Source organism: Streptomyces sp. NPDC007991 (assembly GCF_042958445.1).
GTDB lineage: Bacteria > Actinomycetota > Actinomycetes > Streptomycetales > Streptomycetaceae > Streptomyces.
This window is the reverse complement of sequence record NZ_JBIBJD010000003.1, coordinates 688227-707161: the sequence shown is the minus strand read 5'-3', so window position 1 is coordinate 707161 and position 18935 is coordinate 688227. Positions and strand designations below refer to the sequence as shown.

Annotated in this window: 14 protein-coding genes; 2 read left to right on the top strand and 12 right to left on the bottom strand. The window is 72.0% G+C overall.

Annotated features, from left to right (window positions below):
• Nucleotides 1-616 precede the first annotated feature (616 nt).
• Entirely contained in the window at nucleotides 617-1624 is a 1008-nt protein-coding gene (locus ACFZDA_RS11710; RefSeq protein ID WP_391078524.1) for a stage II sporulation protein M, read from the bottom strand.
• 128 nt (nucleotides 1625-1752) lie between these two features.
• Between ACFZDA_RS11710 and ACFZDA_RS11705 the strand changes: the two genes are divergently transcribed.
• Nucleotides 1753-2769, top strand: a complete 1017-nt coding sequence (locus tag ACFZDA_RS11705) for an RDD family protein (RefSeq protein ID WP_391078521.1) — start codon at nucleotides 1753-1755, stop codon at nucleotides 2767-2769.
• 46 nt (nucleotides 2770-2815) lie between these two features.
• On the opposite strand, the gene ACFZDA_RS11700 is transcribed toward ACFZDA_RS11705, so the two are convergent.
• The 9 genes from ACFZDA_RS11700 to ACFZDA_RS11660 all read right to left on the bottom strand — a co-directional run bounded on the left by ACFZDA_RS11700 (nucleotide 2816) and on the right by ACFZDA_RS11660 (nucleotide 12925).
• Nucleotides 2816-3430 (bottom strand): hypothetical protein, encoded by a 615-nt coding sequence (locus tag ACFZDA_RS11700; protein WP_391078518.1) that lies wholly within the window; start codon nucleotides 3428-3430, stop codon nucleotides 2816-2818.
• A 134-nt stretch (nucleotides 3431-3564) separates the two neighbouring features.
• Nucleotides 3565-5022 (bottom strand): adenosylhomocysteinase, encoded by a 1458-nt coding sequence (gene ahcY, locus ACFZDA_RS11695; RefSeq protein WP_391078516.1) that lies wholly within the window; start codon nucleotides 5020-5022, stop codon nucleotides 3565-3567.
• Between the two features lie 337 nt (nucleotides 5023-5359).
• Nucleotides 5360-6340, bottom strand: a complete 981-nt coding sequence (locus ACFZDA_RS11690; RefSeq protein ID WP_391078513.1) for a cation diffusion facilitator family transporter — start codon at nucleotides 6338-6340, stop codon at nucleotides 5360-5362.
• Between the two features lie 152 nt (nucleotides 6341-6492).
• Nucleotides 6493-7644 carry a mannose-6-phosphate isomerase, class I gene (gene manA / locus ACFZDA_RS11685; RefSeq protein ID WP_391078510.1) on the bottom strand — a complete coding sequence of 384 codons (1152 nt, stop codon included), beginning with the start codon at nucleotides 7642-7644 and terminating at the stop codon, nucleotides 6493-6495.
• Between the two features lie 54 nt (nucleotides 7645-7698).
• On the bottom strand, nucleotides 7699-8826 hold the full coding sequence (locus tag ACFZDA_RS11680; protein ID WP_391078507.1) for an SIS domain-containing protein: 1128 nt from the start codon (nucleotides 8824-8826) through the stop codon (nucleotides 7699-7701).
• 122 nt (nucleotides 8827-8948) lie between these two features.
• On the bottom strand, nucleotides 8949-9119 hold the full coding sequence (locus ACFZDA_RS11675) for a Trm112 family protein (protein WP_391078504.1): 171 nt from the start codon (nucleotides 9117-9119) through the stop codon (nucleotides 8949-8951).
• A gap of 181 nt (nucleotides 9120-9300) precedes the next feature.
• Entirely contained in the window at nucleotides 9301-10665 is a 1365-nt protein-coding gene (locus ACFZDA_RS11670) for a phosphomannomutase/phosphoglucomutase (protein ID WP_391078501.1), read from the bottom strand.
• A gap of 103 nt (nucleotides 10666-10768) precedes the next feature.
• Nucleotides 10769-12385, bottom strand: a complete 1617-nt coding sequence (locus tag ACFZDA_RS11665) for a lactate permease LctP family transporter (protein ID WP_391078588.1) — start codon at nucleotides 12383-12385, stop codon at nucleotides 10769-10771.
• Nucleotides 12386-12502: 117 nt separating this feature from the next.
• The gene (locus ACFZDA_RS11660) at nucleotides 12503-12925 is read right to left on the bottom strand and encodes a DUF3499 family protein (protein WP_391078498.1); all 423 of its coding nucleotides are present in this window, start codon (nucleotides 12923-12925) and stop codon (nucleotides 12503-12505) included.
• A 294-nt stretch (nucleotides 12926-13219) separates the two neighbouring features.
• On the opposite strand from ACFZDA_RS11660, the gene ACFZDA_RS11655 reads away from it, so the two are divergent.
• A complete protein-coding gene (locus ACFZDA_RS11655; RefSeq protein WP_362041908.1) occupies nucleotides 13220-13675 on the top strand; it encodes a metallopeptidase family protein in 456 nt (151 codons plus the stop codon).
• A gap of 21 nt (nucleotides 13676-13696) precedes the next feature.
• Here the strand turns inward: ACFZDA_RS11655 and ACFZDA_RS11650 are convergent, their stop codons facing one another.
• Together ACFZDA_RS11650 and ACFZDA_RS11645 are read right to left on the bottom strand one after the other, a co-directional pair.
• Entirely contained in the window at nucleotides 13697-15235 is a 1539-nt protein-coding gene (locus tag ACFZDA_RS11650; RefSeq protein WP_391078494.1) for a DUF5719 family protein, read from the bottom strand.
• Complete coding sequence (locus tag ACFZDA_RS11645; protein WP_391078491.1) at nucleotides 15232-18912, bottom strand: glycosyltransferase; 3681 nt, start codon at nucleotides 18910-18912, stop codon at nucleotides 15232-15234. The genes ACFZDA_RS11650 and ACFZDA_RS11645 overlap by 4 nt, the downstream gene beginning before the upstream one ends.
• Nucleotides 18913-18935: the final 23 nt, after the last annotated feature.

The following is an 18935-nucleotide window of genomic DNA, read 5'->3' as shown; positions in this document are numbered from 1 at the left end:
GTTCGTCCTGAGCCAGGATCAAACTCTCCGTGAATGTTTTCCCGTAATCGGGATGAACACCACGAGAGCGGAACAGCCAGGCGGAATAAGCCCGGGCTGTTCACAGCGTCCTCGCTGTGTTTTTTCAAAGGAACCTCGACCATCAGAGAATCCGATGGACGGGGTATCAACATATCTGGCGTTGACTTTTGGCACGCTGTTGAGTTCTCAAGGAACGGTCGCTTCCTTTGTACTCACCCTCTCGGGCTTTCCTCCGGGCGCTTCCCTTCGGTCTTGCGTTTCCGACTCTATCAGATCTTTTCTCGATCCGATTTCCTCGGTGCTTTCCAGGTTCCCGCTTCCGCGTTTCCCTTTCCAGCGGTTCCGACTTTATCAGAAGTTTTGAGCCGGACTGACCGGCCACTCGTTTCCGATTCATCGGGAGGGGCTTCAATGAAATCAACGTTTCATGAAGCAGATAGATGTTCACTGTCGCCGATTTGGGGGCTGTACCCCACTTCCAGGCAACTGTTCAAATCTACCTCCCCGCATGAGCCGTGTCAACGACTCCTGTGGGGCGAAGAGGACACTAGCAGTTGAACGGACGTGGTCGCACATCCGGTGGCCGTAGCGCCGTTCAGGCAGCTGTCGGAACGGTGGCGCTGCGTTCCGCTGCCTCGACGTCACCGGTGTCGCCGGCGCGGGCCGCGCGGCCGCCCAGGACGTAGACGTAGGCGAAGAAGGCCAGTTCGGCGACGACTCCGATGGTGATGCGGGCCCAGGTGGGGAGGCCGGACGGGGTGACGAAGCCTTCGATGGCGCCGGAGACGAAGAGGACCAGCGCCAGGCCTATGGCCATGCCGATGGCGGCGCGGCCCTCTTCCGCGAGCGCTGTGCGTCGCGTGCGGGGGCCTGGGTCGATCAGGGTCCAGCCGAGGCGCAGGCCGGTTCCGGCGGCCACGAAGACGGCGGTCAGTTCGAGCAGGCCGTGCGGCAGGACCAGACCGAGGAACGTGTCGAGGCGGCCGGCCGAGGACATCAGGCCGCAGCCGATGCCCAGGTTGAGCATGTTCTGGAAGAGGATCCAGATGACCGGAAGCCCCAGGAAGACGCCCAGGATCAGGCACAGGGCCGCGGCCCAGGCGTTGTTCGTCCAGACCTGGGCAGCGAAGCTGGCGGCCGGGTGGCTGGAGTAGTACGTCTCGTACTGGCCGCCGGGGCGGGTGAGGTCGCGCAGTTCGCTGGGGGCCGCGATGGAGGCCTGTACCTCGGGATGGGTGCCGATCCACCAGCCCAGGAGGGCCGCGACCGCCGTGGACAGCAGCGCGGTGGGTACCCACCATTGGCGCGACGTGTAGACGGCGGCCGGGAAGCCGTGGGCGAGGAAACGGGTGACGTCCCGCCAGGAGGCACGGCGGGTGCCTGTCACGGCACTACGCGCGCGTGCCACGAGTTGGCTGAGCCTGCCGGTCAGCTGGGGGTCGGGGGCGCTCGACTGGATCAGGGAGAGGTGCGTGGCTACGCGTTGGTACAGGGTGACGAGTTCGTCGGCTTCGGCACCACTGAGGCGGCGCTGGCGGCGGAGCAGGGCTTCGAGGCGGTCCCACTCCGCTCGGTGGGCGGAGACGAAGACGTCGAGGTCCATCGGTCTGCCTGCTCCTCGGCTGTTCGTCGGCGGCTCGTCGTGGATCAGCTTGTCGTACTGCGGCGCGATGCGCCCTCAGCTTGGCAGACTGGCCCTGTCGGGGGCAGGGCAGGGGAAGGACGGCGGGCGTGAGTGAGCTGGTGACGGGCGAGGCGGTGGCGTTGGAGCTGCGCCCCGCGAGGTTGCCCAGCAGGGCACTGGCCGTGTTGCTGGATCTTGTGGCGGCCGTGACCGTCTACGTCGTAGTGACCATCGCGGTCGTGGTTTCCACTGCCTCGCTGGACGAGGCGGCCCAGACGGCGTTGTCGATCGCGACGTTCGTTCTCGTGCTGGTGGGTGGGCCGATCGCGGTGGAGACGCTCAGTCATGGGCGCTCGCTCGGGAAGATGGCCTGCGGGCTGCGTGTGGTGCGGGACGACGGGGGGCCGATCCGGTTCCGGCATGCGCTGGTGAGGGGCTTGATCGGGGTGATCGAGATCCTCATGACCTTCGGTGTCGTCGCCTGTATCGCCTCCTTCGTGTCGGCGCGTGGGCGACGGCTGGGGGATGTGTTCGCGGGGACCCTCGTCGTTCGGGAGCGGATTCCGGTGGCGCGGACCGGATTCGTGCCGCCTCCTCCGCCCTGGCTGGCGGGGCGGTTCTCGGGGCTCGATCTGTCCGCGGTGCCCGACGGGTTGTGGCTCGCCGTGCGTCAGTATCTGACGCGTATGCAGCAGTTGGATCCGCAGGTGGGGTGGTCCATGGCGGAGCGGCTGGCGTCGGATCTCGCGGAACGGACGGGGGCTCCGGTGCCGCAGGGTGTTCCGCCGGCGGCGTATCTGGCGGCGGTCGTGCACGAACGGCAGGCGCGGGAGGCTCGGCGGGCTTTCGGGAGCGGGGCGTCCTCGTCAGCCGGTCCGGCTGCTGCGGCCGCTCCGGCCGTCGATGCGGCTCCGGCTGCTGGGACGGCTTCGGCTGCGGGCGCGGCGTCCGATGCGCACGGACGATCGCCGGTTGTGCCGCCTGGTGCCGGGTCTCAGCCGTCCGCTGCGGCTGTCGCATCGTCCAGCGGGGCTGTCGAGTCGTCGGGCAGTGCTCGGCCCGCGGCGTCGCACGAGGTGCCTGCGGGCGAGCGTCCCGGGACCGGGTTCGTGCCGCCGGCGTAGCGCAGGGCTGGCTGGCTGGCTGGCTGCGCGATCAGCGGGGTCGGCCTCAGGTGAACACCGACGGCGGTGATTCGAGGTCTTCGAGCTCGATGCCGGGGGCCGCGAGCACCACGTCCCCGGCGATGTGCACGGAGTGCTGCTCGCCCGTGTCCAGGGCTGTGACCTGGTATTCGTCCACGGTCAGGGGGCCGTTGTCAGTGGCGTGTGCTTCTCTTTTCAGCAAGGTCCACGACTGGTCGACGGTGCGCGGGGCGAGGACCGGGTCCGTGAAGGCGACGAGGCGTACGCGGGTGCCTGCTGAGGAGGGGGTGAGGCGCAGCAGACGGGTGGTGGCGACGAGGAACGCCGGGGAGGTGCCGGTGAAGGCGTGGGCGCGCACATTGCCTTCGGTGGCGTCGGTTCCGGTGGGGTCGGTGCGGACCCAGGTGACGCCGTCGAGGGCGGCGCCGCGGACCTGCCAGGCGGCGGCGTGGAGTTCGAGGCGGATGGGGCGGCCGAGTTCGTCGAGGGTGATGTCGACGGAGCCGTGGTGATCGCCCGAGGGGGTGGTCAGCTGGGAGACGTAGCGCCAGCCGGAGGGGCCGGGGGCGCACTGGAAGTGTTCTTCTGCGAGGGGAGTGTGATCGTGCGGATCGTGGAGCGAATAGCGGCCGCGGGGCATGGGGGTCCTGGGTCTTGACGGGCTGGGCCGGGTCGCTGGTCCGGTGAACGGGGCAGGCCCCCGGCACGGGGGTGCGGGGGCCTGCCTCTCAGATCTGACCGGCGGCGAACTGGCCGGCAGCGGTGCTGCTCGGCTCAGTAGCGGTAGTGGTCCGGCTTGTACGGGCCCTCGACCTGCACGCCGATGTACTCGGCCTGCTCGGGGCGGAGCGTGGTCAGCTTCACGCCGAGCGCGTCCAGGTGGAGGCGGGCGACCTTCTCGTCGAGGTGCTTGGGCAGCACGTAGACACCGGTCGGGTACTCGTCGGGCTTGGTGAACAGCTCGATCTGGGCCAGGGTCTGGTCCGCGAAGGAGTTGGACATCACGAACGACGGGTGGCCGGTGGCGTTGCCCAGGTTCAGCAGGCGGCCCTCGGAGAGCAGGATGATCACCTTGCCGTCGGGGAAGGTCCAGGTGTGGACCTGCGGCTTGATCTCGTCCTTGACGATGCCGGGGATCCTGGCGAGCCCGGCCATGTCGATCTCGTTGTCGAAGTGGCCGATGTTGCCGACGATGGCCTGGTGCTTCATCTTGGCCATGTCCGAGGCCATGATGATGTCCTTGTTGCCGGTCGTGGTGATGAAGATGTCGGCCTTGTCGACGACCTCGTCGAGGGTCGTGACCTGGTAGCCGTCCATCGCGGCCTGGAGGGCACAGATCGGGTCGATCTCGGTGATGATCACGCGGGCGCCCTGTCCGCGCAGGGACTCCGCGCAGCCCTTGCCCACGTCGCCGTAGCCGCAGACGACCGCGGTCTTACCGCCGATGAGGGTGTCGGTGGCGCGGTTGATGCCGTCGACGAGGGAGTGGCGGCAGCCGTACTTGTTGTCGAACTTCGACTTGGTGACGGCGTCGTTGACGTTGATCGCCGGGAACAGGAGGATGCCGTCGCGCTGCATCTCGTACAGGCGGTGGACACCGGTCGTGGTCTCCTCGGTCACGCCGCGGATCTCGGAGGCCAGCTGGGTCCACTTCTGCGAGCCGTCCGTGATGGTGCGGTGCAGGAGTTCGAGGATGACGCGGTGCTCGTCGGACTCGGCCGTGTCGACGGACGGGACCTTGCCGTCCTTCTCGTACTCGACGCCCTTGTGGACGAGGAGGGTGGCGTCACCGCCGTCGTCGAGGATCATGTTCGGGCCGCCGGTGGGGCTGTCCGGCCAGGTCAGCGCCTGCTCCGTGCACCACCAGTACTCCTCCAGGGTCTCGCCCTTCCAGGCGAAGACCGGGACGCCCTGCGGGTTGTCGGGCGTGCCGTTCGGGCCGACGGCGATGGCGGCGGCGGCGTGGTCCTGGGTGGAGAAGATGTTGCAGGAGGCCCAGCGGACGCGCGCGCCGAGGGCGACCAGGGTCTCGATGAGGACGGCGGTCTGCACGGTCATGTGCAGGGAGCCGGTGACGCGGGCGCCGGCCAGGGGCTGCGCTTCGGCGTACTCCTTGCGGATCGCCATCAGGCCGGGCATCTCGTGCTCGGCGAGGGTGATCTCCTTGCGGCCGAACTCGGCCAGGGAGAGGTCGGCGACCTTGAAGTCCTGTCGGTTTTCGACAGTCGTCATTGCGAGCTGCTCCTCGGGGTTGGGTCGAGGTGGGTACGGCTGGTCTGCGCGGCGGCGGACACAGGGGTGCCCGAAAGAGGACACAGGCATGCCCGCGTGTGCGCAGCGCAGTCCGTCGGAGGCCCTCTCTCCCTCGGCCGGTCCGCACTGGGACCGCCCGACCGCCATCAGCAGCGACGTCTGGCTCCGTCCCAAGCTACACCGGGGGCGCCTGCGATCCCCAGCCCGCAGGGAAACACATCAAGCCGATCCCGTGACGGGCGGGGGCAGTGAAAGGCGGCCAGGCCCGCCGAGTGGTTCGGTGGGCCCCGTGGCCGGAGGGGTCGTGGAGGGGGTGTCAGTGGTCGGCGGGGTGCGGGGTGGGGCCGCCGGGGCTCGCCTCGGGGTCGGGGCCCTTGGCGGCTTCGGCCTCGCTGTAGATGTCCGGCTCGAGGTAGATCACGCGGGCGATCGGGACGGCCTCGCGGATGCGGGACTCGGCGGCGTCGATGGCGGCGGCGATCTCGGTGGCCGTGTCGTCGTGCTGGACGGCGATCTTGGCAGCGACGAGGAGTTCCTCGGGGCCGAGGTGGAGGGTGCGCATGTGGATGATGCGGGTGACGGTGTCGCCGTCGACTACGGCGGCCTCGATCTTCTGCCTCTCCTCGGCGCCTGCGGACTCGCCGAGAAGCAGCGACTTGGTCTCGGCGGCGAGGACGAGGGCGATCAGGATGAGCAGGACGCCGATGCAGAGGGTGCCGATGCCGTCCCAGACGCTGTCGCCGGTGAGCAGGGCGAGGCCGACGCCGCCGAGGGCGAGGACCAGACCGACGAGGGCGCCGAGGTCCTCCAGGAGGACGACCGGGAGCTCGGGGGCCTTGGCGTGGCGGACGAACTGCCTCCAGGAGCGGCGGCCGCGCAGGGTGTTGGACTCCTTGATGGCCGTGCGGAAGGAGAAGCCCTCGGCGATGATCGCGAAGACCAGCACACCGACCGGCCAGTACCAGTGCTCCAGCTCGTGCGGGTGCTTGATCTTCTCGTAGCCCTCGTAGAGGGCGAACATGCCGCCGACCGAGAACAGGACGATGGAGACGAGGAAGGCGTAGATGTAGCGCTCGCGGCCGTAGCCGAAGGGGTGCTCCGGGGTGGCCTCGCGCTTGGCCTTCTTGCCGCCGACGAGGAGCAGTGCCTGGTTGCCGGAGTCGGCGACCGAGTGCACGGACTCGGCGAGCATCGACGAGGAGCCGCTGAAGAGGAACGCCACGAACTTCGCTACCGCGATGGCGAGGTTGGCGCCCAGTGCCGCCACGATCGCCTTGGTGCCGCCTGACGCGCTCATGTGTTCGCGTTGTCCCTTCGTACGCCGTTCCAGGGCCCGGACGCTCGCCTTGCTGAGCCGCCCGCACTTTGCCCGTGCTTGACGGTGGGCCATTGTTGCAGCCCGCTCAGGCCGCGGTGCTTCAGGTCACCAGCACGGGGTCGTCGAAACGGTCAGGCGACGACGGTGGCCCGGAAAAGCGTTCCTGTTCCGGACACTTCGGCCTTTTCGCCGGCCGGGACGAAGACGGATCGGCCCGGGGTCAGGTCGTGCTCGCCGGCCCGGACGGTGCCGGCCGTGCAGAGCAGGATCTGCGGGGTCGCGCGGGTGAGGTCGTGGGCGCCGCCCGCCTCGGGGAGGACGTAGCGGGAGAGGCGGAACTCGTCGATGGGGGTCTCGTACAGCTCCTCGCCGTCCGGGGAGGCCTCGGGGCGCAGCACGCCGGGGTCGCTGGGCCGGAAGCGGACGATGCGCAGGAGTTCGGGGACGTCGACGTGCTTGGGGGTCAGGCCGCAGCGCAGGACGTTGTCGGAGTTGGCCATGATCTCGACGCCGAGGCCGTTCAGGTAGGCGTGCGGGACGCCGGCGCCGAGGTAGAGGGCCTCGCCGGGCTGGAGCCGGACGTGGTTCAGCAGCATCGCGGCGATGACGCCGGGGTCGCCCGGGTAGTGGTGGGCGATGTCGGCGTAGGGGGCGTAGGCGCCGCCGAGGCGGGTGCAGGCGGTGGCCGCCTCCGCGACCGTGCGGGACATCTCCTCCGGGTCGGCGGTGAGGATCGCCGTGAGGACCTCGCGCAGGGCGGCGTCCTCGGGGTGGGCGTGCAGCAGGTCGACGTACGGCTTGAGGGAGTCGATGCCGAGGTCGTCGAGCAGGCCGGCGGCGGCGAGCGGGGCGCGGAAGCCGCACAGGCCGTCGAACTCGGTGAGGGCGCAGATCAGTTCGGGCTTGTGGTTGGCGTCCTTGTAGTTGCGGTGCGGGGCGTCCACGGGGATGCCGCGGCGCTCCTCGTCCGCGTAACCCTCCTTGGCCTGCTCCAGGTCGGGGTGGACCTGGAGGGAGAGCGGGGCGCCGGCGGCGAGGATCTTGAGGAGGAAGGGCAGGCGGGGGCCGAACTTGGCGACCGCGGCCGGGCCGAGTTCCTTCTCCGGGTCGGCGTCGATGACCTCGACGAGCGTGCCCCGGCCGGTGCGCGAGGGTGCGCCCGGGTGGGCGCCCATCCACATCTCCGCCTGCGGCTCGCCGGTCGGTTCCGTGCCGAGCAGGTGCGGGATGGCGGTGGGGGAACCCCAGGCGTAGGGGCGGATGGTGTTGTCGAGGCGGTCCATGGGGTCTCTCTGGGGGTTCGGGCGGGCGGACGCGTCAGGGTGTCCTGGGCATGATCAGGCCCTGGAAGCGAGCGCCAGGTAAACGGCGGCGAAATCCGTGACGGCGATCAGTTCCGCGAGGGTCTCCAGTTCGCCGCCCGGCTCCGGTTCCAGTTCGCTGATCGGGGTGTCGTGGCTGAGGACCAGGTCGCGGGCGCCGGGGGCGGCGGTGAGGCCGCCGATGGGGCGGTCGCGGAGGAGCACCACGCGCGCGTGCAGGGCGGGTGGTTCCTCGACGCGGTCGCGGAAGAAGTCGTCGGGGTCGGCGCTGGCGGCCAGGGGGCCGGCGAGCAGGGCGCTGTGTGCGGCGAGTGCTTCGGGGAGCTCGGCGACGACCGCGGGGGTACCGGACAGTTCGGCGAGCGCGGCGGCGAATCGGCGGCCTGCCGGGCCGGCCGAGGTGCCCTCGGTCCAGACGATCGGGAGGGCGTCGGCGAGTTCGGCGGCGAGGGTCTTGGCGGGGTTGCTGTAGGTCGCGATGGCGGGGCCGCAGCGTTCGGCGATGCGGTCGAGGCGGTCGGCGACCTTGCCGAGGGCGTCCGGCGGGGCGGCCAGCACGCCGGTGCGGTCCAGCAGCGCGAGCAGCGGGGTGAGCAGCGCCCACAGGACGCCGGGGGCGGATGCGGCGAGGGGCTCTTCCTGGTCGTACGGGGCGGTGGCCATGGGGACGAACAGGCCGTGCGAGCCGTTCACCGCGTCGGCGAGCGGGGAGCGGCTGGGGGCTACGGCGACGACGTTGCAGCCGCGGCGGTAGGCCTGCTCGGCGAGGAGGGACAGGCCCGGTTCGCTGCCGTCCGGGGTGGTGATCAGGAGGAGGTCGACGGAGCCGACCCAGCCGGGCAGTTCCCAGCGCAGGGCGCCCGCGGCGGGGGCGACGCCGGTGGGGGCCAGCCGCGTGACCGGGCTGCCGGCGCCGGCGAGGGTGCCGAGGAGGTCGGCGGCGTGCGTGGCGGCGGCGCCGGGGCCGGCGATGAGGACGGCGCGGGGGCGGCCGTCGGGTTTGAGGTCGTTGATGCCGGCCTCGGCGGAGTGGCGGGCGGCCGTGCGGACGCGGGCGCCGGCTTCTGCGGCGCCGCGGAGCAGCCCGCGGTGGTCTGCCTCGGAGAGGCCCTCCGGGGAGTCGAGCAGCGATTCGTCGAGCATGGGCGGCAGCCTCCGATCGCCGGAGTCCGGTCCGGGTCCGTTTTTGCGATGTCCTACGTCGTGCCCGTTGTGCCCGGGGGTTATGTGCACCGGGTTACGCGGGTGTGTCTGTCCGGGCGGGCCTACGCGGGGCGGCGGGCCTCGTCGACCAGGAGGACGGGGATGCCGTCACGGACGGGGTAGGCCAGGCCGCAGTTGTCGGCCGTGCAGAGCAGCTCGGTGTCCTGCTCCTTGAGGGGGGCGTGGCAGGCGGGGCAGGCGAGGATTTCGAGGAGGCCGGCTTCGAGGGCCATGCGGGGTCCCTTCGGGGATGGGGCGGGGTGGGGCGTTGGTGCTTGGGTGGTGTGGATGTGCCTGGTCAGGGTACCGCCGACGGGGGTGGTTGTTGGGTGGGGTGGTGAAGGGCTGCGCCCCTTCGACCCCGCCAGGGCTTCGCCCTCTGGACCCCCGGGCCTATGCCCGCCCCCCCGCCCGTCACCCCCTGATGATCGCCAGTGCCTCGTCCCTCACCTTGGCCATCGTCTCCTGGTCCCTCGCCTCCGCGTTCAGGCGGAGCAGTGGCTCCGTGTTGGAGGGGCGGACGTTGAACCACCAGTCGGCGGCGGAGACGGTCAGGCCGTCGAGTTCGTCGAGGGTGACGCCCTCACGGTTCTCGTACGCGGAGCGGATCGCGGCGAGGCGGGCCGCCTGGTCGGTGACCGTGGAGTTGATCTCGCCGGAGCCGGCGTAGCGGTCGTACTGGGCGACGAGGGCGGACAGCGGGCCCGACTGGCCGCCGAGGGCCGCCAGGACGTGCAGGGCGGCCAGCATGCCCGTGTCGGCGTTCCAGAAGTCGCGGAAGTAGTAGTGCGCGGAGTGTTCGCCGCCGAAGATCGCGCCCGAACGCGCCATCTCCGCCTTGATGAAGGAGTGGCCGACGCGGGTGCGGACCGGGGTGCCGCCCTGCTCCGCGACGACCTCGGGGACCGACCAGGACGTGATCAGATTGTGGATGATCGTGCCCTTGCCGCCGTGCCTGGCCAGTTCGCGGGAGGCCACCAGGGCTGTGATCGCCGACGGGGAGACCGGCTCGCCGCGCTCGTCGACGACGAAGCAGCGGTCGGCGTCCCCGTCGAAGGCGAGGCCGAGGTCGGCGCCCTCTTCTCGGACCCGCTGCTGGAGGTCGACGAGGTTGGCCGGGTCGAGGGGGTTGGCCTCGTGGTTGGGGAAGGTGCCGTCGAGTTCGAAGTACATCGGGACCAGCGTCAGGGGCAGGCCGGTGAAGACCTCGGGGACCGTGTGGCCGCCCATGCCGTTGCCCGCGTCGACCACGACCTTCAGGGGGCGGACGGAGGTCAGGTCGACCAGGGAGCGCAGGTGCGCCGCGTAGTCCGACAACGTGTCGCGGCCGGTGATGGTTCCCGGCGTCGCGGCGGGCTCGGGGGCGCCCGACTCGCTCCAGCGCTCGACGAGTTCGCGGATCTCGGCGAGGCCGGTGTCCTGGCCGACCGGGGCGGCGCCCATGCGGCACATCTTGATGCCGTTGTACCGCGCCGGGTTGTGGGAGGCGGTGAACATGGCGCCCGGCAGGTTCAGTGCGCCCGAGGCGTAGTAGAGCTGGTCCGTCGAGCACAGGCCGATCTCCGTCACGTCGGCGCCCAGCGCCGCCGCGCCGCGCGCGAAGGCCCGCGACAGACCCGGTGAGGAGGGCCGCATGTCGTGCCCGGTCGCGATGGCGCTCGCGCCGGTGACCCGCACGAAGGCCGCTCCGAAGAGCTCGGCCAGGGACTCGTCCCACTGGTCGGGGACGACCCCGCGTACGTCGTACGCCTTGACGACCTGCGACAGATCAGCAGCCACGGCCAACCTTCCTGGAAAAGTACTGTCGGTCCGCCCAAACTACCCTCGCCCACTGACAGCGCTCCGTGCGGACGCCGGGTCGTCGTCCGCACGTCGTCTCAGGTCACGGCAGCATCCAGTCCAGGACGGGCGTGCTCTGGCCTACCACGATCAGGCACATCACCAGCAGCAGGCCCAGGCTCCACGGCAGTACCTTGCGCAGCACGTCGCCCTCACGGCCCGCGAGTCCGACGGCCGCGCAGGCGATGGTGAGGTTCTGCGGGGAGATCATCTTGCCGAGGACACCGCCGGAACTGTTGGCGGCGGCCAGGAGGTCGGGCGACAGTCCGGACTCACGGGCGGCGGTCACCTGGAGGGCGCCGAAGAGGGCGTTGGCCGAGGTGTCCGAGCCGGACACGGCGACTCCGAACCAGCCGAGGACGGGCGACAGGAAGGCGAGCCCGGCTCCGGCCGCCGCCACGACGTGGCCGATGGTCGCCGCCTGCCCGGAGAGGTTCATGACGTACGCCAGCGCCAGTACGGACGTCACCGTCAGGATCGCGAAGCGCAACTCGTGGACGGTCGCGAGCCATTCCTTCAGCGCCACGCGCGCGTGCACCCCGATGACGGCCGCCGTGCAGATCCCGGCGAGCAGCACGAGCGTGCCGCCGGTCGACACGATCGGCCAGGTGAAGACGTTGCCGCCGACCGGTTCGCCGTCGGGGCCGAGCACGTCGAGGAAGGGCCAGTCGTAGGTCTGGGTGGCCTGGTCCAGCCAGGCCTTGACCGCCGGGATCTGGGCGGCGGAGAAGATCAGAACGATCAACGCGTAGGGGGCGTACGCGCGCAGGACCTCGCGGGGCGGGTCCTCCTCGTCAAGTTCCTCGCTGCGTACGCCGGTCAGCACGGAGGCGCGGACGGACTCGGCGGCGGGCACGCGCGCGTGCGGTACGGCGACCAAGGCGCCCGCGCCCGCCAGGGCGACGCCGATGTCGGCGAGTTGGGCGGAGACGTAGTTGGAGGCGGCGAACTGGGCGACGGCGAAGGCGACTCCGCAGGCGAGGGCGGGCACCCAGGTCTCGCGCAGCCCGCGCCGGCCGTCCACGAGCCAGACCAGCACGAGGGGCACCACGAGGGCCAGCAGCGGCGTCTGACGGCCCACCACGGACGCCACGGAGTCCAGCGGCAGCCCGGTGACCTGGGCGAGCGTGACGACCGGTGTGCCCATCGCGCCGAAGGCCACGGGCGCGGTGTTGGCGACCAGGGCGACCACGGCGGCGCGCACCGGTTCGAAGCCGAGGGCGACCAGCATGACCGCGCTGATCGCGACGGGCGCTCCGAAGCCCGCGAGGGCTTCCAGCAGCGCCCCGAAGCAGAAGGCGATGACGAGCGCCTGGATGCGGGGGTCGTCGGAGAGCCGTCCGAAGGACCGGCGCAGGATGTCGAAGTGCCGGGTGCGGACGGTCATCCGGTACACCCACAGGGCGTTGACGACGATCCACAGGATGGGGAAGAGGCCGAAGACGGCGCCCTGGGCGGCGCTGGAGAGCGTCTGCCCCAGGGGCATGCCGTAGGCGAGCCGGGCGACGAGGACGGCGGCGAGGAGGCCGGTCAGGCCCGCCAGGTGTGCCTTCATGCGGACGCCGCCGAGCAGGACCAGGACGATCAGGAGAGGCAGCGCCGCCACGAGGGCGGACAGGCCGAGTGAGCCGGCGACGGGTTCCAGTTCCTGGACGTACACGGGCGCCTCCCCGGCTTCCGTCATGCGAAAGCGATTTCTCGCGACCTGACGGAATGGTCATGTCCACGCCAAGGAGCCGTCAATGGGTGCGCGTGGGGAGAAACCGAGGAGCCGGCGTCAGCTGTCGGGTGACCGCAGGACCCGCAGGTGTCCTCGCCGGGCGACCTCCATCGGGTCGGCCGAGCGGCCGCCGCCACCGGCTCCGGCTGCCCGCTCCTGAGGACGGGCGGCCTCGCGCACGGCGTTGGCAAGCGCTTCCAGGTCGTCGCCGCTGGGGCGCGCCGGGGCCGAGCCGTCGAGGAGCCGGACGACCTCCCAGCCGCGCGGGGCGGTGAGACGCTCGGAGTGCTCGGCGCACAGGTCGTAGCAGTGGGGTTCGGCGTAGGTGGCGAGCGGGCCGAGGACCGCGGTCGAGTCGGCGTAGACGTACGTCAGCGTCGCGACGGCGGGACGGCCGCAGGCGGTGCGCGAACAGCGACGTACAGGGCTCACGACGTTGGACGGTACCGCACTCTTGAGCGGGCCGCGACGACTCTCCACCAGGTCACTCCCCCGTGTCGTGCTGTGAAACGCCCCACACCCCCCTTCGGGCGCACCCCGCTGACCTGCCCGGACAGCGTCGTCCGGGCTGTCGAACGGTCCCTCAAGTGGTCAAGAGTCGCCATAAAGCGCCCAATTGCCGTGAGGTTGCCGGTCTCGGCGGGATATGGAATCGAGCCCAACCTTGGCTGGAATGGTCATGTAACGACATGCCGTATCGGTCGGCCGGAAGCCGTCCGTACCGCCGTGCGGTGCCGGGCGCGGGGACGCGGCGGGGACTACCCTTCAGCAGTGATGGACAAGCCCGTAACGCCCCGAGCCGCCGCCCCCGGGCCCCGCCGCCGTGATCGCCACGGCCGGGGCATGCGCGGCCCGATCGCACCGCCGCAGGTGCCGCTCGCCGCCAGCCGCGCGGAGGCGTTCGCCGATCTGGTGCAGGACTCCGTGGAGCGCCTGGAGCGGCGCTGGCCGCAGCTCGCCGATATCGATTTCCTGGTGCTGGAGGTGCCGCGGCTCGACGGCCCCGGCCAGGCCTGGAACGACGAGGCGGTCCCCCTCGGCGGCACGATCAGCGCCCGCGACGGCCGCCCCGCGCGCGTGGTGGTCTACCGGCGGCCGGTCGAAATCCGCACCAAGGGCCGCGACGAGCGGGCGGCGCTGGTGCACGAGGTCGTCGTCGAGCAGGTCGCCGAGCTGCTGGGGCTGACACCGGAGACGGTGGACCCGCGGTACGGCGAGGACCAGGGCTGAGACGGCCGGCGGACGGCCGGACTACTTCTGCACCACCGACAGGTCCTCGTCCGCCTCCGGCACCGCGACCGTCCCCCGGTCGTCGGGGAGCGTCTGCACGGTGAAGCCGGGGACGCCGCCCTCCGTGGCCGCCAGGGTGCGGGCGCCGTAGACCGGGCCGCCGGACTTCGGCTCGACCGTGAGCGCGTACGTGCCCTTCAGGCCGCTGGGGACCGGGGGCTCGATGTCCTGGGTGGTGCCGGCCTTGATCGTGTACGTCTTCGACACCGGTGTGCCGCCCTCGCTGCCCGCCGAAGCCGTGACCTCGACCGTGGCCGCGCGGCCGGGGGCGGTCAGCGAGAGCGTGCTGCCCTTGGCACTGTTGTCCGCGGAGGTCGCGCGCGTGCCGACGGGGCGGGTGGCCGGGATGAAGGCCGTCTCCTGCTTGTCGCCCTTGCCGCGTACGACCCGCAGGGCCGCCACGACGGGCACGGACCGGTCCGTCGGCGTCAGCACCAGCGAGCCCGGCTCGCCGCGCGTCACGTCACCGAGGTCGACGGCGGTGGTCATGCCGCCCTTGACGTGCACCGTCTCGTGTCCGGCCGGGGTGATCAGCCCGGAGGGGGAGGCGAGGCGCACCTTGAGGTCCGCGTCGGCGTCGCCCGGGGTGAAGGCGACCAGGCGCACGGAGGTCGCGTCCTTGGGGATACCGGGCAGGACCAGGCTGCCCGACGGGTCCGTGGACGCGGTCAGCCAGTCGCCGCCGAGCTTGTCGTCCAGGGCCTGCACGGCGGCGCCGACCCGCCCGCTGCGGACGTTGACGTGCACGGTGAGGTTGGCCTGCCGCTCGTCGGTGAGGGTGGACAGCAGGACCGGGTCGCTGGAGTGCGGCTGGACCGTGATGCCCTCCCCCACCGTGGACTGGAGGGTGCCGTCCTTGCCGTAGAGCTCGATGTCGACCACGGCGGCCGAGTCGTCGGGGTTCGTCAGATGGACGTAGTCGGTGCGGTCGGCCGCGGTGCTGGCGCCGGGGAACCAGAAACTCGTGTCCGGGGCCGTGCAGTTGACGCCCTGAAGGCCGCGCCCGGTCCCGGCGGCGACCTCGGTCGTCTCCTGGATCGTCCAGCCGGGCGCGAACCTGCCGTCCGCGGTCCCGACCAGCGCAGGCGACTCGGCGCCCGAGCTGTCCCCGGTGACCGGCTTGCCGGGCTCCTTGGGTGTCAGCACGGGCTTGCCGGTCTTCCGCTCGCCGGACGTCCCGCCGGACTTCCCTCCGTCCTTGCCCTTGCCCTTGTCGCCGCCCGCGCCGCCCTTCGACTCCTGTGGGGCCGCCTGGAGTTCGGCCTTGCCGCCGCTCCCGGTGCCCTTCGTGACGGGGGTGAAGGAGGTGTAGGACGTCTCCGCGATGTCGGACAGGCTCGGCGCGGGGCACACCAGACTCGTGCGCTCCACGGGCCGTTGGGCCGCCGCCTTGGCGGTGGTGTCCGCGCCCGGGGTGCCCGGGGCGGACAGCGCGGCGAAGCCGGTGACGGCGGCGAGCGCGCTCACGCCGGCGATCAGGGACAGGGTGGTGCGGTTCACTGCTGGCTCCCGTCGGGACGCTCACTGCCCGTGCCGTGGGGGTCGTGCTGCTGCGCCGGGTCGTACGGCGGGCCGTAGCCCTGGGGGTAGGCCTGGTCGTAGCCCGTCTGGTCGTAGGCCTGTTGGTCGTACGACGGGTTCTGGGGCTGGCCGCCGTAGGCGTACGGGTCGTACTGGCCGCCCTGGTAGGGGTCCGCCTGGTACTGCTGTCCGTACGCGTCCGCCGGGTACTGGGCGCCCTGGTACTGGTCACCGTAGTTCGCGTACTCGCCGCTCTGGTAGCCGGCGTTGTCCCACTGCCCCTGGTTCTGCTGGGGCACGGGCGCCGGGGGCTGCGGGGGCTGCTCGGGCTGCGGGGGCGGGAACTCCCCGGGCTGGGCCGCGCCTTCGGCCTCGGCCTCCGCCTGGGCGCGCAGGCGGCGGGCCCGGCGGCCCTCGCCCGCGACCGGCTGGGCCGGGACGGCCGGCTCCTCGGGCAGGTCGTCGTCGACGTCGCGGCGCCGGCCGGGCAGGGCGAGCACGACGAGGACGACGGCGAGGAGGCCCTGCGCCCAGAGCCACGCGGTGTGGCCGACGGGGTCGTCGTAGGTGACGTCCAGCCTGCCGCCGGTGGCCGGGAGTTCGAAGCCCTGGGCCCAGCCGTCGACCGTGGTGCCGGTGAGCGGCTTGCCGTCGAGCGTGGCGGTCCAGCCGTCGGAGGCGGTGTCGGCCAGGCGCAGCACGCGTCCGTCGGGGCCGGCCGGGATCGTGGTGTGGATGTCGACGGGCCCGGCGGCGACGGTCTGCGGGCTGCCGGAGTCGGAGGCGGGGACGATGGTGGCGCGCGCGACCTCCTGGTCGATCTGCCACAGCGCGCCGCCGTTCTGCTGGCTGAGCCGGGTGAGGCCGGGCGTGGCGTCCAGGACGCGGGTGACATCGCGGGGAGCGCCCCGGTGGACGAGGACGTAGCGCACGGCGAAGCCGCCGAGCTGATCGGCCTGGTCGGCGCCGGAGCCGGCGACGAGGTTGGCGACGACCTTGTCGAGCCTGCTGTTCTCGCCGTCGGCCGCGGCGATCTCGCCGTCGCCGAGGCGGGCGCCGGAGCCGCGGACCAGCATGTATCCGACGTGGGAGGCGGAGTCGCTGTCGAGGACGAGGGTGCGGGCCTGGTCGCTGCTGCCGCTCTCCTCGGCGACGAACGCGGGGACCTGCGTGGGGTCTCGCCGCTCCAGTGGGCCGTCGGCGCCGCGGATCATCCAGCCCGCGGCGACGAGCAGCGGGCCCGCGGCCGAGGCGAAGGCGATCAGCACGGCGACCGGCTGACGCCAGCCGAAGCTCTGCTCGGCCACGCGCGAGCGGGCCCCGTCGGCGCCGAGCGCGGCGGCCGCCAGGAGGGCGATGCCGTAGACGAGGGTCGCGGGGCCGGACCAGGTGGAGCTGTTGGCCAGGACCGCGAAGACGAAGCCGGTCAGGGCGGCCGTCCAGGCCGTCCAGATGCCCAGCCGGCGTTCCGAGCGGAGCAGGGCGGCGAGCGCGGCCAGGACGATGCCGATCAGCATGAGGCCGCTGACGGTGCCGGGGCCGCCCGGGCTGGCGCCGAGCAGGTCCAGGGCGGAGGCGGCCGACGGGCCGTACTCCAGGCCGGCTTCCTTGAAGAAGCCGAACGGGAGCAGTGACAGCGACCAGGGCGCGAGGACCAGCAGGGGCGTGCCGAGCTGGGCGAGGAAACGCAGCCCGTACGCCGTGATGTCGGTCCGGCGCAGGACCAGCAGCCCGGCGCCGAGGAGCAGCGCGATGGGCCACACGATCGGGGTGAACGCGGTGGTGATGGTCAGCAGCAGCGCGTACGCCCAGGTGGCGCGCCAACTGCCGCGCGCCCCCGAGGGGTTGGCCAGGCCGCTGGCGGCGATGCCCGCGCGGGCGATGAGCGGCAGCAGCACGGCCAGGACTGCGGTGCCGATCCGGCCGCCGGCGAGGGCGCCGGTGGCGGCGGGCAGGAAGGCGTAGACGACGGCCGCCCACGCGCGCAGCAGCCGGGACTCGACCAGCGGGCGGGAGGCGAAGTAGGCGGTGACACCGGCGAGCGGCACCGAACAGACCAGCAGCAATGTGACGGCGAGACCGGTCGAGCCGAACAGCAGGGACGCCAGCATCGCCACGAGCGCGAGGTAGGGCGGCGCGGAGGAGGTGCCGCCGGCGGCGACCGGGTGCCAGGCGTCCAGGTAGCGCGCCCACAGCTCGGAGGAGTCGGCCGGGGCGGGCAGCAGGGCGCCGCCCGTGAGCGCGCCGCCGCCGAGCAGTTCGCGGCAGGCGACCAGCGAGACCACCAGCAGCACCAGGAAGAGCACCGGGCCGGGCTTGCGCGCGATGCGCTTGAGCCGGGCGAACTGCTCGATCTCCAGGAAGTCGGCGTCGTCACCGCCGGGGCCCGACTCGACCGCACCGCCGTGCCGTCCGGCGCCGGAGGCGACCTCGGGGTCGGAGCGGCCCACGAGGTTGCTCGCGAGCTGCTCGACGGTCATGCGGACGGTCGCGCCCGGCGGCGGGAACAGCGCCCGCAGCTCGTCCTTGTCGGCCCGGGGGGCGCCTCTGCCGCGCCGCCCGGCGAGGATCCGCTCGGGCCTGAGCAGCGTGCCCATGAGGCCGCGGATCTCGTCGACAGCCTGTCCGGGGACCTTGCCGACGAGGTAGGCGACGGTCCGCAGCAGTGTGCCGAGCACGATCCGCAGCAGCACCCAGGGCAGCACGGCCGTACGCGCGTTGACGAGCAGGGTGTAGACGGCGCCGGCCTTGTCGACCTTGTGCGGGGAGGCGGCCGTGCGGCCCACGCAGTCGACCGTACGGCGTTCGCGGGAGGCCGCCTCGGCGTGCCGGACGACGGCCTCGGGTGCGACCAGGACACGGTAGCCCGCCGCGTGCGCGCGCCAGCACAGGTCGACGTCGTCACGCATGAGGGGCAGGTGGCGGTCGAAGCCGCCGAGCTGTTCGAAGACGTCGCGGCGGATCAGCATGCCGGCGGTGGACACCGACAGGACGGGCCGCACGTGGTCGTGCTGGCCCTGGTCCTGCTCGCGGCGGTCCAGGCCGGTCCAGCGGCGGCCGGAGTTGGCGATGCTGACGCCGACCTCCAGCAGCTGCCGCCGGTCGTACCAGCCGCGGAGCTTGGGGCCGACGACTGCCACGTCCTCGCGGCCCAGCTCGTACTCGTTGTCCACGACGCGCAGCAGCTGGGCCAGGGCGTCGGGCTCCGGCGCGCAGTCGTCGTGCAGCAGCCACAGCCAGTGGACCGGCTCTCCGTGCGGGAGCTCGGGCAGGTCGTACGCGTCGTCCCGCCAGGAGCGGGTGACCGGGTCCCAGCCGCTGGGCCGCTTCAGGTAGGGGAGCTGCTCGGGGGTGAGGACGGGGGCGGTGCGGCCGCACTCCTCGACGGCCTGGCCGAAGCCGGTGCGGCGGGCGAGGTGCAGCACGCGGTCGGCGCCGAGGGCGTCGGTGACCAGCTGGGCGGAGTCGTCCGCGCTGCCGGTGTCGGCGCCCATCGCGTACTGGACGGGTCGCTCCTGGCCGAGCAGCCCGGCGAGCGCGTCGGGCAGCCAGCGGGCGCCGTCGTGGGAGACGAGGACCGCGGTCACCACATGGCGCGGGAACTCAGGTGTGGCAGCGCTGTCGTGATGAGCTGCCGGGTGGCTGTGCACGGACATCGAGGTACGGGCCCCGGTTCGGT